The organism is Nocardioides sp. Leaf285, assembly GCF_001422955.1.
GTDB classification, from domain to species: Bacteria; Actinomycetota; Actinomycetes; order Propionibacteriales; family Nocardioidaceae; genus Nocardioides; species Nocardioides kribbensis.
Window position 1 is genome coordinate 84936 of the sequence record NZ_LMNH01000005.1, and the last position, 14964, is coordinate 99899.

The 14964-nt window shown below is 71.7% G+C and carries 16 protein-coding genes; 11 read left to right on the plus strand and 5 right to left on the minus strand.

The annotated features are described in order from the left end of the window. Window positions 1-98: 98 nt before the first annotated feature. Window positions 99-341, minus strand: coding sequence for a hypothetical protein (locus ASF47_RS18005; protein ID WP_056865421.1), 243 nt, complete (start codon window positions 339-341; stop codon window positions 99-101). Window positions 342-417: 76 nt separating this feature from the next. Then, complete coding sequence (locus tag ASF47_RS18010; protein ID WP_156698007.1) at window positions 418-2859, minus strand: ATP-dependent DNA helicase; 2442 nt, start codon at window positions 2857-2859, stop codon at window positions 418-420. An 82-nt stretch (window positions 2860-2941) separates the two neighbouring features. Here ASF47_RS18010 and ASF47_RS18015 point away from each other — a divergent pair, with 82 nt between their 5' ends. Then, the gene (locus tag ASF47_RS18015; protein ID WP_156698008.1) at window positions 2942-3904 is read left to right on the plus strand and encodes a hypothetical protein; all 963 of its coding nucleotides are present in this window, start codon (window positions 2942-2944) and stop codon (window positions 3902-3904) included. Here the strand turns inward: ASF47_RS18015 and ASF47_RS18020 are convergent. The 3 genes from ASF47_RS18020 to ASF47_RS18030 are packed head-to-tail and all read right to left on the minus strand — an operon-like array spanning window position 3877 to window position 8279. Beyond that, window positions 3877-4617, minus strand: coding sequence for a hypothetical protein (locus ASF47_RS18020; RefSeq protein WP_056865424.1), 741 nt, complete (start codon window positions 4615-4617; stop codon window positions 3877-3879). The genes ASF47_RS18015 and ASF47_RS18020 overlap by 28 nt on opposite strands. A 13-nt stretch (window positions 4618-4630) precedes the next feature. After that, window positions 4631-6043 (minus strand): hypothetical protein, encoded by a 1413-nt coding sequence (locus ASF47_RS18025; protein ID WP_056865425.1) that lies wholly within the window; start codon window positions 6041-6043, stop codon window positions 4631-4633. 1 nt (window position 6044) lies between these two features. After that, window positions 6045-8279, minus strand: a complete 2235-nt coding sequence (locus tag ASF47_RS18030; protein ID WP_056865426.1) for an ATP-binding protein — start codon at window positions 8277-8279, stop codon at window positions 6045-6047. Window positions 8280-8374: 95 nt separating this feature from the next. Between ASF47_RS18030 and ASF47_RS18035 the strand changes: the two genes are divergently transcribed. From ASF47_RS18035 to ASF47_RS18080, 10 genes are all read left to right on the plus strand, one after another. Beyond that, window positions 8375-8677 (plus strand): hypothetical protein, encoded by a 303-nt coding sequence (locus ASF47_RS18035; RefSeq protein ID WP_056865427.1) that lies wholly within the window; start codon window positions 8375-8377, stop codon window positions 8675-8677. Between the two features lie 52 nt (window positions 8678-8729). After that, window positions 8730-9164, plus strand: a complete 435-nt coding sequence (locus ASF47_RS18040) for a hypothetical protein (RefSeq protein ID WP_056865428.1) — start codon at window positions 8730-8732, stop codon at window positions 9162-9164. Continuing rightward, entirely contained in the window at window positions 9164-9580 is a 417-nt protein-coding gene (locus tag ASF47_RS18045) for a hypothetical protein (protein WP_056865429.1), read from the plus strand. The genes ASF47_RS18040 and ASF47_RS18045 overlap by 1 nt, the downstream gene beginning before the upstream one ends. Window positions 9581-9592: 12 nt before the next feature. Then, window positions 9593-10048: a hypothetical protein gene (locus ASF47_RS18050; protein ID WP_056865430.1), complete on the plus strand. Its 456-nt coding sequence runs from the start codon at window positions 9593-9595 to the stop codon at window positions 10046-10048. A gap of 16 nt (window positions 10049-10064) precedes the next feature. Continuing rightward, window positions 10065-10550, plus strand: coding sequence for a DUF6283 family protein (locus ASF47_RS18055; protein ID WP_200919248.1), 486 nt, complete (start codon window positions 10065-10067; stop codon window positions 10548-10550). A gap of 521 nt (window positions 10551-11071) precedes the next feature. Further along, entirely contained in the window at window positions 11072-11800 is a 729-nt protein-coding gene (locus ASF47_RS18060) for a hypothetical protein (RefSeq protein ID WP_056865431.1), read from the plus strand. After that, the gene (locus ASF47_RS18065; protein WP_056865432.1) at window positions 11797-12237 is read left to right on the plus strand and encodes a hypothetical protein; all 441 of its coding nucleotides are present in this window, start codon (window positions 11797-11799) and stop codon (window positions 12235-12237) included. The genes ASF47_RS18060 and ASF47_RS18065 overlap by 4 nt, the downstream gene beginning before the upstream one ends. Next, window positions 12234-13121, plus strand: coding sequence for a hypothetical protein (locus tag ASF47_RS18070; protein ID WP_056865433.1), 888 nt, complete (start codon window positions 12234-12236; stop codon window positions 13119-13121). Before ASF47_RS18065 ends, ASF47_RS18070 begins: the two co-directional genes overlap by 4 nt. Continuing rightward, on the plus strand, window positions 13118-13903 hold the full coding sequence (locus ASF47_RS18075; protein WP_056865434.1) for a hypothetical protein: 786 nt from the start codon (window positions 13118-13120) through the stop codon (window positions 13901-13903). The genes ASF47_RS18070 and ASF47_RS18075 overlap by 4 nt, the downstream gene beginning before the upstream one ends. Then, a complete protein-coding gene (locus ASF47_RS18080) occupies window positions 13900-14946 on the plus strand; it encodes a hypothetical protein (protein ID WP_162242293.1) in 1047 nt (348 codons plus the stop codon). Before ASF47_RS18075 ends, ASF47_RS18080 begins: the two co-directional genes overlap by 4 nt. The last annotated feature ends 18 nt before the right edge of the window (window positions 14947-14964 follow it).

Below are 14964 nucleotides of genomic sequence, written 5' to 3' on the forward strand. Positions count from 1 at the left end.
CCTGGCCTGGCGGATCTGCCGAGGTGGGTCGGCGCCTGTTGGGACGGACCATGCGCAGAACTGCGCGCCGCCCGCACCCGTCGGCGTCTACCCGCGCCTCACTCGGTGAACGCGCCGAGCAGGGCCTCCATCTGCTCAGCGAAGGCGCGGCGGTAGGTCAGCGGCGCCGGGCCGGTCTCGACGTAGGCCAGGTGCTCGTGCGCGGCGGTGACGCCCTGCTCGAAGAAGATGCGCTGGGCGTCGTCGGTGGCGCTCTGGGCGAGGCGGCGCGAGCGGCGCTGGGCGGGGGTCTCGGCCAGGGCGGCGGCGGGCTGGGCGGCGACGGGGGCGAGGGTGCTCATGCATCCCTCGTGTCCGGCGCGGACCGCCCAGCGCACCGGACACGTCACGACTGCGGCCGACCGGCTGCGAGGAGGGTCAGGACGCCTGCGCTCCTGCGTGCCGCGCCTGCTGGTTGCGCAGCCACTGGTGGGCCGCTTCGGGGACGCTGATCTTGGTCTCGAACCGGTGCAGGGTGTCAAGGTACATCCGTCGGGTCGGCTCGGGGTAGGAGAACGGCCCCGCCTTCAGCAGCCGCGGGTCGAGGACCGCGAGCATCCCGGAGTCGCTGACCTTGCGGATCAGTCGTCCGGCCGACTGCTCCAGCAGCAGGGAGGCGTCGCTGACGTAGCAGAACCGGTCGGCGGCCCACTTGTCCATGTCGGCGTTGGCCACGAGGGCCTCGACACGTGCGTCGTCGACGGGGTTCGAGGCCGCCCGGGCGGGACGGTCGACGACCACGAGGGTGCAGGTGTCTCCGGCGGCGTCGACGCCGGTCATCAGGGAGCGGGTGCCGACCATCACCGAGGCCCGGTCGGCCTTCCAGGCCGCGACCTGCTTGCGCAGCGCGACGCCGTCCCACTGCGAGAGCACGTCCCAGCGGCCGCGGGCGGCGCTCTTCAACGCGGCGGCGTACTCCTTGCCGCTGCTGGCGGTGGCGGCCAGGATCAGCGCGGAGCCGCCGTTGGCCTCGACGAGGTCGATCATGTGGCGCAGCGCCCAGGCGCGGTGCTTGGCGGTGTCGAACTTGAACTTGCCGTAGGCGCTGGAGCCGAGGGCCTGCAGGTCGGCCTGGTCGACGGCCCGGGGCACGAACAGCACCGAGGACCCGTAGGCGGAGTCGAACGGCGAGGGGTACTTGCGCAGCGGGGCGCGGATGCCGACCTGACGCCCGAAGCCGGGAGGCATCGTGGCGGAGAGCACCGCGCTGGTCAGGGGCACCCGCGGCTTCGGACCCTCAGGGGCGCTGGACTCCTCTTCGACCGGGGCGCTCTGCTCGGACCAGCCGACGGCTTCGAGTTCCTCCTCGGTCATCTCGCGCGTCCACAGGGAGCGGCGGATCATCCCGGCGACGTCGACGGGGGTGTAGCGCACCACGGGGTACTTGGTCTGGTCGGTGGCACGAGGGTGCGGCGTGACGACCTCGACCCAGCGGGCGGCGCCGGGCTTGTGCTCGGAGACCAGGTCGAGGGCGCTCTTCATGCCCTCGACGCGACCACGTGCACGCTTCAGGCCGATCTCGGCGGCAGGTGCGGAGTTGGACTTCGCGGCCCGCTTCAGCATCTCCACGGCCTCGGTGAGCCAGCGGTCGACGACGGCGAAGGACGACTCCAGCGGCTCCTGGCCCTCGCCGAGACGCAGCACGGTGTCGCGGCCTCCGATGCGCTGGGCCTTCTCCTTCAGGTCCTCGTTGACGTACTGGGCGACCCCGGCACCGGCATCCATCCAGTTCTTGACGCTGGTCTCGCGGTCGTCCAACACCTTGCCGACGGCGCGCGCCAACGACAGCACGGCGCGAGATGAGATCTCGACGGCTCCCTGGGATCGCACGATCTGGGGCAGCCCGTGGCCCTCGTCGACGAAGACGTGGTGGAACTCCCCCAGGGTCTTGGACCCGATGACCACGGGTACGTCGTTGGCGGCCTGAACGGCCAGCAGGTGGTGGTTGGTGACCACGACGTCGGCCTCGGCGGCGCGCGCCTTCGCAGCCCTCGGCAGGCACTCGTCGGCGAAGACACACCGGTCGGCCCCGATGCAGTCAGCCGAGGAGACCGACACCGAGTCCCAGGTCATCGAGTCGTTCATGTTGCCCGGGTAGGCGTTCTTGTCGCCGGTCACGCGGGGGTCACCGGCTCCGACGGCCTGGCGCAGCGCCCAGGCGAGCACGTCGGCGCGCTCCTTCTGCTCCCCGAACAGCATCTTGCCCTTGTCGGCGACGGCCTTGTCGAACTTCCGGCTCAGCGCCTTGGGTTCGGCGTCGCCCGTGCGCCCGAGCCGGTCGAGCATGTCGTTGGCGGAGTCGACCGTGGCTTGGGTGCACACGTAGTTGCTCCACCCCTTCAGGACCGCGAACTGGGGCCGGAAGCCGGTGACCGCCTCGCAGGCGGCCGCGATGACGGGGGCGTCCTTGTCGACGATCTGGGCCTGCAGAGCCAGCGACTCGGTCGAGACCACCGAGCGCTCCGAGCGTGCGGCCATCGCAGCGGCGGCCACCGTGAGGTACACGAAGGACTTGCCGACGCCAGTAGGGCCCTCGGCCTGGGCCTGGCCGTGCCCGTCGTCGAGCATGGCCTCGACCAGGTCCTTCAGCATCATGGCCTGCCCGGGTCGCGGCTTGGCGCCCGGGGCGACGGAGTCCTCGACCGCGCGATCGAGGATCTTCACGGCTGCGGCCGCCAGACCGAGCGAGGCGGCCGGGGCGGCGTTGGCCCCGGTGCTGCTCCCGCGGCCGGTGGCTGCGGCGATCGCGGACCGGGACGGGGTCGTCGCGCCGAGTGCAGGGACCGGGTCGAGGGCATGGCCGATCGTCGAGGAAGTCACGGGGCTCCTGTGCCGCCCCACCACCGACGGCGCCAGGGCGGTTCTTGGGTCAGGGCCCGAGGGTGCTCCTAGGCTTCGGCGCATGCGCCCCTCCCCCGTCGTGTCGGCCCCGGCTGAGTCCTGGGATCGCTTCTGCTCGGCGCTGCCGGGCCTGCTCGCTCCGGTCGGGGTGAGCAGGGAGACCACCGAGGAGGTCGCGGACGATGTGCGGGCTCGCGCGGCGGCGTACGCGGCGGTGGGCTCGGCGAACCGGCGGCTGCTGCGAGCGGCCTGTCTCGACGACGTCGCCGCGTTCGAGCCCGCCGAGGCGCCCATCGGGGTGCGCGCGGAGGCGGCGGTGGTGCTGCGCAACGGGGCCGTGGAGGCCCACCACGCTGCCGGTCGGTTCAGCGACGAGGCCCTGGTGCGGCTGACCTACGCCGGATGCGCCCCCTTGAACGCGTGGCTGCGCGAGCACAACAGCGAGGACGGATCCTTCGAGGAGCCCTCCGCGGGGCCGTTCGCTGCCCTGGCCCGCTACCCGCGTGCGAGGGCTGTCCTGGCGGCGATGGCGATGGCCTCGGATCGGGGCGGGCGGGCACCGATCGCGAAGGGAGCCGATCGCATCGGCGAGGAGCGGGCCGAGGTGCCGGACCTTGCCACGGCACGAGAGGCGGCGCGGGGCGTGTCCAGCGGCGTGTCCAGCACGGTGGAGGGCGCCGTGACCCGTTCGGGTCTGGACGGTCCCGAGGAGGGGCTGGTCGACCTCCTGGAGCAGGCTGCTCTGCACGGCACCACACTGGCTGTCCCCGCGCTGTCGCGTCTGAGCCGCGACGCAGGGTGGCTGGGATGGATGCTGGAGTACCTGGCCGCGCACGGCGCCACGGTCCTGACCACGAACTTCCTGCTGCGCTCCGAACGCGGCGAGGTCTTCGCGCGACGCACACCCCTGGTCGGGGCGGACAACCGAACCTTGTTCGCCACCCTGGAGGCCCGGGGTCTCTCGGGCGTCCACACCAAGACGGCACGCGAGACCGTTCAGCGGCTGGGCGGCACAGTGGTCTGACGGGGCTGGGCTGGCTGGGAGGTGTCCTCGGTGAGCCTCAGTGGCGCGATCGAGCCCGACTCGAAGCCCGGCGGGCGGGCGGTGCAGACCCCGACCACCCACACCTGGGCCAGCGACCTGTCGGCTGCACGCTTGCGCTCGGCGAACTCCTCGCCGCCCATGCGCCGAGGCTGGCCCTCCACGTCGAGCACTAGCAGGCTGCGCGCGGCGAGGACGGCTGCGGTGACCGGGCTGGCCTCCTCGCGCGCACGGGCTGCGTCCTGGGGCACCACGCGCTGCGGGTCCGGTCGCGGGTCAGGTCGCGGGTCAGGCGGTGGCAGGGGACGACAGTCGGGGAACTGCTGGCGGTAGGCGGGCAGGTAGGGCAGGTCGAGGGCCTGCCCGACGCCGCCGTCGGGTGCCGGTCCGGGGGCGGTGTCGAGCGCGGGAACCATCAGCAGGGCACCCAGCAGCGCGCCGGTCAGCAGCGCCAACTGCTGGTAGCGCCACACGCCGTGGGCCATCCGGTAGCGACCGTTGGCTCGCTTCCAGTCGCCGTAGCGCTCCACGTAGGCAGGCCAGGACTCCCCGCGCGCGGTGTCGCGCCACAGCACCGAGCCGAACGATGCGGTCGGCCGCAGCGGCACCCCGAGACGCTGCTCGCTGGCGGCGCCCCGGGTCGGCTCGGGCGCGGCTGCGTCGGAGGCTGTCCGCCGGTGCTTGGCGCGCTTCATGAGGACATCGGGCTCAGACCCCCGGGTCGCGCCGGGCGCCGTGAGCCAGCGCGGTGAGGACCGAGCGGCCGGTGCCCTGGGGCAGCGAGGCGCTGGCGTGGGCGGTCATCAGGGGCAGCACCGCGTTCTCGTACAGGCGGCTGCGCATCGAGTCGAGGTGGCGGGCGATGGAGGCGACGGTCGGGTAGGACTCCCACTGGTGGCTGGCTTCCTCCCGGGAGTACGCCGCGACCCCAGGCACGGGCGGGACGGTGAGCACCAGCATGTCCCCGGCTCGGGTGCGGTAGAAGAACCGGCGGCCGTAGAACTCGTGGGCGCCGTAGATGTTGTGGTCGTCGACGCGCTTGACGATGTGACGCTGGATGTAGGGCCCGTCGGGCAGCATCAGATGCCCCGGCGCGATGTGGTCGCGGATCAGGTGGGCGTGCTCGGCGAACGCGCCGTGCTTCTCGATGCCGACGTACTGCAGCGGCGGCAGGCCCTGGGCGCTCAGCCGGGCGTTGACCCAGGACAGGTAGGCGCCGAACTTGGGCGCCAGGGAGCCCGAACGAGACCCGAAGATGGCCAGCGGGCCGTCGGTGACGCACAGCAGGTCACGCAACAGCGTGGGGTCCAGAGCCATCGTCGCCTCGATGTGGCCGACCATCATCAGGCGTTCGGCGATGAGCATGAGACGACTCATGGCCTTGCCGTTCTCGCCCTCCTCGTTGAACTCGGGGTGGGTGTGCAGCGCGTCGCCCAGGCGCAGCAGCACCCCGCACGCCGGGCACGTCGAGGGGCCGGTGGTGGCTGGGTCGGTGACCCACAGCGTCGACCCGGTCGTGAGCGGGCCGTTCGCGGCGAACGCTGCGGCCGGGTCGATGGCGGGCTGGTAGCCGCAGTCGGCGCAGCCGCGCAGAGGGACGGCGGCGGTGGTCGATCCGTAGAGCAAGCGCAGCGCGGAGCCGAGGGTGAAGGAGGCGGTGGCGTGATCGTGGACAGGCAGGGCGAGCATGTCGTCGACGGCGACGCGCCACGAGTCGATGCCGCTGAGCCCGGAAGCGGCCTTGAAGGCCGAGGGCACGACGGTCTCCACCGAGAAGCGGGTGGTGGCCGCGGCCAGGGCCCGGGTGTCGACGAGGCGACCCCGGCGTGAGCCGTTGAAGGCAGCGATGTCGGTCAGGGCGGCTGCGGCCACCACGAAGCCGACCATGGAGTCGTCCGGCAGCAGGATCTCGTCCAGTGACCCGTCGATGGCCAGGCAGTGGGTCATCGCCCGGTCGCCGGGGCCGAGGTCCTCAACGGGGCGTACGAGGGCCGCGATCTTGTCGGCGTAGCGCTCGGTGGTGGCGACGGTCTGCCAGCGCTGAACCTGCTCGCGGATGTGGTCCTGGCGCGCCATCGAGACGTGGGCGAGGCGGTGGGCCCGCTCGTTGTCGAGGGGCACCTCAGAAGTCGCTGTCCGGGATGGCGGGGCCGTTGCCGATCCAGTCGGCGGCGGGCGCAGCCACCGCCTCGGGGGCCCGCGGGGCGGTGGGGCTGGCGGCGTGGATGTGTCCCGGGGCGACACGTTCGGCGACACGGCCGGTGGAGTCGACCGGCTGCAGACCGGCGGCCTCGCGGGCGTCGTTGATCATGTCGTGGTCGAACTTCGCCACCTGCATCGGCACCAGGTAGGGCGAGGAGTAGGTCTTCAGCACCACCGACCCGACGTCCTCGGTCTTGCGCAGGCGGTCGGCGAAGGAGGAGAAGTCGTAGTAGCGGCCCAACTCGTGGGTCTCATTGCCGGAGTTGAGGTGGGCCACGACCCAGTTGCTGGTGTTGGACAGGATCTGCCGGTCGACGCCGGTGACCTCCTGGGTGGCGTAGACCAGGCCGATCTTGTACTTGGCTGCCTCCTTGCTCATCCGCACCCAGGGGTCGGCGGCCACGGTGCGACCGCGCTCGAAGAGGTTGTGAGCCTCCTCCACCACGATCTGGAAGGGCACCGGGGCGGCGCCGGAGCGGAACCGGTCGGAGGCCTTGTTGACCAGGGCGGTGACCAGGCGCTCGCTCATGGTCTTGATGACCACCTCCGAGCCGACGGAGAGGTCGATGACGGCCAGGCGACCGGCCATCATGTCGTCCCAGACCATGACGGCCAGGTCACCGGTGCCGTTGGGGTCGTGGAACTCGCGCAGTTCGCGCAGCCCGGCCAGGCCGCGCCCGCGCACGTGGTGGAAGACCTCGTTGACGGCCGCGAACTGCTCGGACTCCTCCCACTTGCCGACGAGGTTTTCGAGTTCCTGGGCCTCCTCGCGGTCCTCGTCCTTGCTGCCCTTGCGCGCCTTCTCCAGGCGCCCGAGCAGTTTGCCGATGAACTCGGTCACCGCGGCGGCTTCCTGGGGGCTGCTGACGGCGTACTTCCCGCTGCCGCCCTGCAGCGTCACGTTCGTCTCGGCCGTGAACTTCGAGGCGGTGTCGTCCTTCAGGGAGAACGGCAGCGAGGTGGGGGTGCCGTCGGCGGAGTAGAAGCCGCCCTTGTACCCGGCCTTGGCCAGCAGGCCGTAGAAGGCGAGACGGCCGCGGTTCCAGTGGGTCAGCGCGCTGAAGTCGCCCGGGTCGGGGTCTTCCATGTCGGCGGCCATGAAGCGCTTGGTGTAGGAGGTCTCCTGGTTACGCATCGTGTCGCAGGCCATGTCCCAGATGACGGGGAAGAGGTCGACGTCGTAGAAGTTCAGGCGCAGCGCCTTCTCCTGGGCATCGCCCGCGGTGGGCTGGGTGGTGTAGATCGACACGCCGTCGGCGTCGCCGAGCAGGCGCAGGCCGGTGCCGTCCTGGGCGTTGATCTTGGCGTACTCCCCCTGCGGGTCGAAGATGACCTGGCCGATCTTCTGGTGGGTCTCCGAGGCGTAGCGGTGCACGGCGGTGACCAGGGTCTTGATGGTGTTGGACTTGCCGGTGCGGGTCATGCCGAAGACCGCGGTCTTGCGACCCACGAAGTCGGAGACGTTGACGTTGACCATCGCCTGGGACAGGCCGGACTCGACCTGCTTGCGGCGCGTGGAGGCGTAGCGGACGGTGCCCAGCGGCAGACGCTGAGCGTCGGCGTCGGGGGTGTAGGAGGCGATCCAGGACAGCGCCTTCTCGGAGGGCCGGAAGACCTCGTAGAGCGTGGAGGAGTAGACGTTGTCGACGTCGGCGCCGAAGCGGGTGGCCCCGCCGGAGAGCGGGTCGGCGTAGAAGGTGCCCAGGACGTCGCAGTCGATGGCGCCGCGCTGGTGCATGGCCTGGGTCATCGGGTCGGTGACGTCGCCGTAGGCGTGGCCGCGGTTGTACCCCTCGCTGACCACCGACTCGCGGCTCTCCATGAGGGCGCGCTCGTTGGGCAGTTCGCCGATGCCGCGCACCCGCAGCAGGATGACCTCCTGCTCATCCAGGCTCAGCGTCTGGTCGGCGCCTCGCGTGACCGCGGCCGCGAGCAGGAGCGAACCCCGGGGCAGGCCACCGACCTCGCGCTTGCGCAGGTCGTCGGTGGAGACCAGCGCGGTGTCGTAGTCGAGGCGGAAGATGCCCCCCACGGGCAGGCAGTTGGTCAGGAAGCGCTCCAGGAACGGGCGCTTCGCAGCGCCGCCAGGGGCCTGGATGGACGGCGTGGCGGGCGCCTGGACCGGGGTCGAGTAGGGGTTCTGGGTGGTCGTCACGAGTCTCCTGTGCCACCCCCGGCGAGGCGGCGCCCGGCTCGACCTCCCCGCCTGACTCTCCCGCTCGGGGCGCTGGCCTGTGACACCCTGGGCTCATGGCGGGAACGACGGAGCAGCGCGTCTCGCTGCCGTGCTCGGGGTGCATGGAACCGTTCGAGATGCTCGTGCTCAGCGCTGGCGAGGGCGGGGCTTCGGTGGTCGACACGCTGCGCTCTGCGACCGTGACGATGGCGGTCCCCGCCAACGGGGTGCGCGGCAGGGGCCACCAGGCTGCTCACGAGGTCCGCGCAGAGGCCGAGGTGGATGCCACCGGCACCCTGTTGGTGTGGGACTGCCCGCGGTGCGGCTACGCCGACTCGGTCTACGCCGACCCTCAGGTGCGGGCGAGCCTGTCGTGACACTGCCCGGACCCAGGAGCGCTCTGGTGTCCGCGCCGGACACGCTCCAGTCATGACGACGACATCTGCGGCCACGGCGACCCCCGAAGGCGACGCGGCCACCGGTCATCGCGCTGAGGTGATCGCCCGGCACGAGGCGGCCTGGGCCGACCTGGGCGAGCGCATCGAGCGTGGCCGGACCCGACTGCTCGACCTGGGCGCCGATGAGCGCATCCGGTCCAAGGTCGCTGGCCTGAGCGAGGCGGCCACGATCCGCGACCGGCTGGCCGCCGACCCCGAGACGGGCGCGGAGGCCGGAGACCCCGAGTGGGTCATCTGGGCGTGGCGGTCCCTGACCACAGCGCTCTTCGAGGCCTACCGGGACGCTCTGGCGACCTCGCAGGCCGCCCGGGCCACAGGGCTGGCCCTCGCGCTGGAGTACCAGCGCGGCTTCGGCTTCGACGTCGATGCCCCCAGCCTTGACGTCCTCACGATCCGTAACCGCTGATGCCGCGCCTGGCCGGGGCCAACCGGATCGTGTGCCCCGTCGACGCCGGACAGCGAGTGCCCCTGCCCGCCGGGACACCCGTGCGCTCGATGAACCCCTCTCGTAACCGCCTGGTCCTGCGGCGAGCGCAGACGGTGCGCGTCGCCAGCGTCAGCCAGGGCTGGATCGACCTGTGGGGCGACTGCCGACGTGACGGGCGCAGCGGGCTGGTCATCCTGCCCCAGATCGTCTGGGCCGGTTCCGGCGGCTACTGGTCGCGGGTCAAGGTCACGCCGGGCTTGTGCGAGTACTGGGGCCTCCCGGTGCCCGACCTGCCCCTGTTGGACGCCGACTTCGACCCCGTCGACCTTCCCCCGCAGTACGGTGCTGGCTTCGACGATCGCGACCTCTTCGGTCAGAGCCCAGCGAGCACCTGAGAGGGTGACCCCATGGAACCCGCGGTGAGCACCGCACCGGCCACCCGAGCCCGCGTCGAGGCGGTGGCGCAGACGTTCCTGGCTGAACGGGGCGTCCGGCTGACCGATCCCGACCTGTGCCGCGACACCTGCATCGAGGTGGCCGAGGCCTTCGCGGCCCGGCTGCAGGGTGACGGCATCACCGCGCACGCAGTCACCGGCGCCGAGTTCGGAAGGGTCGCCTGGTTCCCCGAGGTCGACATCGTTCTCAACGCCCACGCGGCGACCCTGGTGATGCTGGACCGCGGCCGCCAGGAGAGCCAGGCCGCCTGGGTCTGGGACTTCACCGCACGACAGTTCGACCCTGTGGCCCCATGCCCGCTGACCCAGCCGCTCGCAGCATGGCGTCAGCGGTGGCGCCCCCTGGGCCCACAGGAGCGCGACGAACAGACCGCCGTACACGGGTCTGGCGTCAGCGCCTCCGGATGAGACGAAGGACCCCTCGATGAGCGACACCGACCCAACCCCGGGAGCGGCCCCGGCGCCGAGCACGCATGACGTGCGCGCGCCCGCCAAGAACCCCTGCGGCACATGCCCGTACCGAACCGACGTCCCCGCCGGGGTCTGGCACCCCGAGGAGTACGCGAAACTGCCGCCCTTCGATCGCGACACCGCCTCCCAGCCCCCGGGACTGTTCCTTTGCCACCAGCAGGACCAACGTGTCTGCGCGGGCTGGGCCGGATGCCACGACATGGAGGAGAGTCTCGGCGTGCGCGTGGCTGCGTTGACCGGCGTGGCCGAGGACGTCATCGAGGCGGTCCTGGACTACGTCTCTCCCGTGCCCCTCTTCGCCTCCGGCGAGGAGGCTGCACGCCACGGCATGAGCGGCGTCGAGGAACCGCCCGACCCGGCCCGCAAGGCCATCGACAACCTGACCCGCAAGCGGCAGGCGCGGCTGCAGCGCGAACAGGACTCAGACTCCACCCACTGAGGCCGGTGCGCCGTGCCCTCGCGGGCGGCACAGTCGAGGACAGCGTCCCCACCCCTGCTGCACCAGCGCTAGGGTCGGCTCAGCGTCTGCGCCGTCGACCGGTGCTGCCCGAGACGCCTTGATGAGAAACCCCATCGAGGCCACCCGTCGGAGAAACCCCCGACACGAGGACAAGCGAGACCCCGATGCCCCAGCCCCAGTTCCCCAGCCAGCAGACCGCCACGCCAAGCCCGGCAGCGACCACCACAGCGGGCCCCCGACCCTCGTCGAAGGACGGGCGACCACTGTCGACCGACGTGCAGCACTTCATCGCCACCTGCCCCCTGCACGGGGAGACCACCCACGCAAAGCACAAGGTCGGCCTGAGGGCGGGCCGCCAGCGCTACCGCGATCGGTGCCTGGCCTGCCATGCCGAGGAGAACGGCACCTACCGCGACGCCCCCGACCAGGCCATCGCACCTACCGGGGCCCAGGATTCGCCCCCGGGGCAGCCCCAGGCACAACAACAGGAGGATCCCCGCATGCCCGCCGACTCCCCCGACATGCACGGAGCAGTGCGCGCGCGACCGATCGCGTACGCCGAGGTCCAGTTCCTAGTCGACTCCTCAGAGCCTCAGTCCGTCTTCGCCATGACCGCAAGCGACACGCTCACCCCCGCTCGGCTCACGGCCACCACGCGACCCAGCGACTCCTCCGCCTTCTTCGCCGCCGTCGTCGACGACGCCTCATCGGCACGCCAGGGACGCACCATGTACCGCAGCGACGCCTCCCAGGGCCCGGTCGGGCACTTCGTCAAGGTCGACGTCGTCGACGACTTCGGGACCCACCTGGGCATCAGCGGGCTCTTCACCACCGAGGCCGCCGAGCGCAGCGCCGGACTCCTGGGCAGGCACACCGATCCAGGGGCCGGGCGTCGCGTCATCTACGTCGCCGACCCCCAGGCCGAGCCCGTGCCCCTCACCCCGGTCTTCGGAGCGATGCTCACCTTCTCCGGCGTCGTCGCCGACATCGACCCGGTCGCCTTGGCCGAGCGCGCCGAGCGGGCCCTTCGCCGTGAGTTCGGGGACGCGCTCGGATCCCACGTCAAGTGCCTGACCCAGTCCGTCGAGGACCGTCGCGTCGACGTCCACGACGTCGCCACGGGACGCCCGCTGGCCTACAACATCCTGGCCGCCGAGACCCGCTACCTGGCCCGCCCAGGCGGCATCACCGTGACCGAGACCGACACGACCGTGGTGGTGGGCCGATGAGCGAACCGCGCAACCCCAGCAACGGGCCCACCAACGGGCCCGGCGAGACCGAGGACGGTGCGGACACCGCAGCCCAGGCCGAGGCCCTGGCCGCGAACCCCGGTCTGCTCGCCTCGATCTTCGCGCCCCTGGTCGGCCTCGACGGCTCCTCCTACACCCCCGACGGGTTCTACTGGCCCTTCGCCGACCTCACCCTGCGCTGCCCCCGCTGCCCCTCCTGCGGATCCAGCAACGGCTTCCCCTTCATCGCAGGCATTCACCCCCGCGGCATGTGCACAGACGACGACTGTCACGTCTTGATGTGGGACCCCACCCGCAGCGCGCAGCACAACCTGGGTGACGCGTTGCAGATGGTCGACGAGGTCACCCCTGACGGCACCACCGTCAGCCGCCCCGGCCCCCGCGCCGACGTCCCGGCGCCGGAGCGTGACCAGTGATCCCCGACCCCCAGTCCGAAGGCCAGCCGGAAGGCGCCGCCGCCGCGACCCAGCAGAGCGAGGAGTTCGAGGCAGCGATGCGCGAGGGTCGCACCCACGAGGCGGTCGCTCTGGCTCCGATGCAGGCCGACCCCGCCACCGCGACGGTGCGCGCCTGGAACCTGACCGCCTACGGCGTCGACCGCGCGGTGCCGCTGAGCGTCGAGGAGTCGAAGGCGATCGCGGAGCAGTCCGCCGAGCGCGCAGTCGCTCACATCGTCGCCGAGCACGGGGGCCAGCGGACCTGCGACAACGCGCGAGCGGTCCTGTGGGACCGCGCCGTCGCCGGTGGCCCCGTCCACGACCGCGACGCCCCCTGGATCGTCTACCGGCTGATCTCCCACTTCGCGCTGACCGACGCGGAGGTCCGACGGCTGGCCCGATGGGCCTGGACGCATTGCGAGTTCCCCGAGGCCAACTTCGACACCGACGGCTGGCGCTTCGTGTTCAAGATGATCGGCGAGCCGGTCTTCGACGAGGCCCTCGACGCCGACGAGGACCCCCTCGGCCACGACCCCGAAGACGACGACGACGAGGACGAGTCCGTCGAGGACGAGCGGGCGCGGCTCATCCCCACCGGTCCTGTGCGGCTGTACCGCGGCGCAGTGCCGGAACGGGCGGTAGGGATGGCCTGGTCGGGGTCGCGTGAGACCGCCCAGTGGTTCGCCCGACGCTGGTCCGGCATGGGCCGAGGCAACGGCGAGGTCTACACCACCGTCGTCGCCCCCGATCGGATCTTCGCTCGCTTCACCGGCCGTGGCGAGGACGAGTACGTCATCGACACCGAAGGCCTGCGCCTTGGCCGTGACGTCGTGCTGGCTACCGGCGCCGAGGAGACCCCATGAGCACCACCCCGGACCCCCGACCCGACCAGACCTCCGCCCCGACCCCCGACCGGGCCCAGCCTGCGGTCGGCTCACGCGACTGGCTGCGCCTGATGGCCCTGTGCACTCGCGCGGCTACGCGCCTCCTCTTCGAGGAGACGAACACCTGCGTAGCGACCACCGCGATCGGCGTGCGCGTGCTGGAGCACTACGGCATCACCGCTCGCCCCACCAGCGTGTGGGTCAGCGCCATCAACGGCAAGGGGTTCAGGCTGCGCGAGCAGGGCGTCCATCCTTCCCAGTGGCCCGACGACGCCTGGAGCATCGGGGTGCGCCCCGGAATGCGCGCCACCGACGTCAGCCTCGATGCCCGCACCGGCGGCTGGGATGGCCACCTCGTCTTGATCCTGCGCCGACCCGGCGGCGGGCGAACCCTCATCGACCTGACAGCCGACCAGTTCGATCGTCCACAACGCGACCTGCACGTGCACGGGCCGGTCTTCATGGACATCCCCCGCGAGTCGGCGTGGACCCCGCGAGACCCGATGTCGGCTATCACACACCGGGGAGCGTCCCCGGAGCAGTCTGGCTCCGCGTCAGCCAACCCGACCATCGTCGAGTACTGGCCCACCCCACCAGCAGACCCCGAGACCCGTCGCTGGCGCACCTCCCCGGCCTGGACGTCGGTCATGGAGTCCGACGACCCGGAGGTGCGCGATGTCGTGACCGGCATCGTCGCTGACATCGACACCTCCGTCCGCGCGGCAAGCCGGGACGCCTCACGGGAGGCGAGTGCTCGATGAGCGCGGTCGCGAACCCCCGCGCGGAGGCGCCGTTCAGCGCTGCCACGGCTGCCGCCGGGTGCGCGAACGCACGACGCGTGCTGGTCAACCTGTGGGACGGCGACTTCGGGCCCGGCTACGCCCTGACGCTGATGGGCCACCCGGTCGGCCCCGAGATGCTGGGGCGCAAGGTGACCGTCTCCCCCGAGGTCGATCTGCGCGCAGCGCAGGTCTCGGCCACGAACGCGGCCGGGTTACGGGCGGCGACCCTCTACGTGGCCGACCCCGAGATGACGACCCTGATCGACACCGCCGCACCCACCATGCCCGATCAGCACCTGGCCGAGACCGATCTGCTGAGCCCCGACGGGTTCCTCTGGTTCCCCGAGCCGCTTCCCGACCGCAGCGGCCAGCCTCCGACCATGCCGGTGGCAGCCCTGTCGTGGTCGCTTCTGCCGCCTGACCATCCGCTGCTCGAAGAACGCGGCGACGGCGAGCATCCCGTGGTGCTCATCCACTCCTACGCCCGGATGCGAGATGCGCCAGGGTTCCCGGGCGCGGACGACCCCCGACTGCGGGGCTTCCCCGGCCTGTTCCCGACCTCCTCGACCGCGTGGACCATGGGGTCGCTGATCGGCAGCGCGTACGGCCAGGCGCCGCCCTCGGAGCAGTACGCCCCCGGGTTCTACCAGCGGTGCCTGGCCGCGTTCTGGACCCTCGCGCGTCAGCCGCTCTCTTCCTCGGCCGACCAGCCCGCCGGAGACAGACCTGCACGCAAGAAGGCCGCCCGCCTCGGAGTCGCGCGCCCCGATGCCCCGGTGCACGTGATCTCGTTGCGCCGCAGCGCCCGCGACGTCGCCGACGGCGCGGCGCAGCGCACCGAGGGCACCGGGCGCAAGGTCAGCGTCCGGTTCGCGGTGCGCGGGTTCTGGCGCAACCAGTACCTGCCCTCGACCAAGAGCCACCGGCAGCAGTGGATCGAGCCGCACTGGCGAGGCCCCGAGACCGGGGCCATCCAAGGCGGCGAGCGGGTCTTCCTGGCTCAGGGCAAGAAGCGCTCCTGAACCACGCCGTGCGGCAAC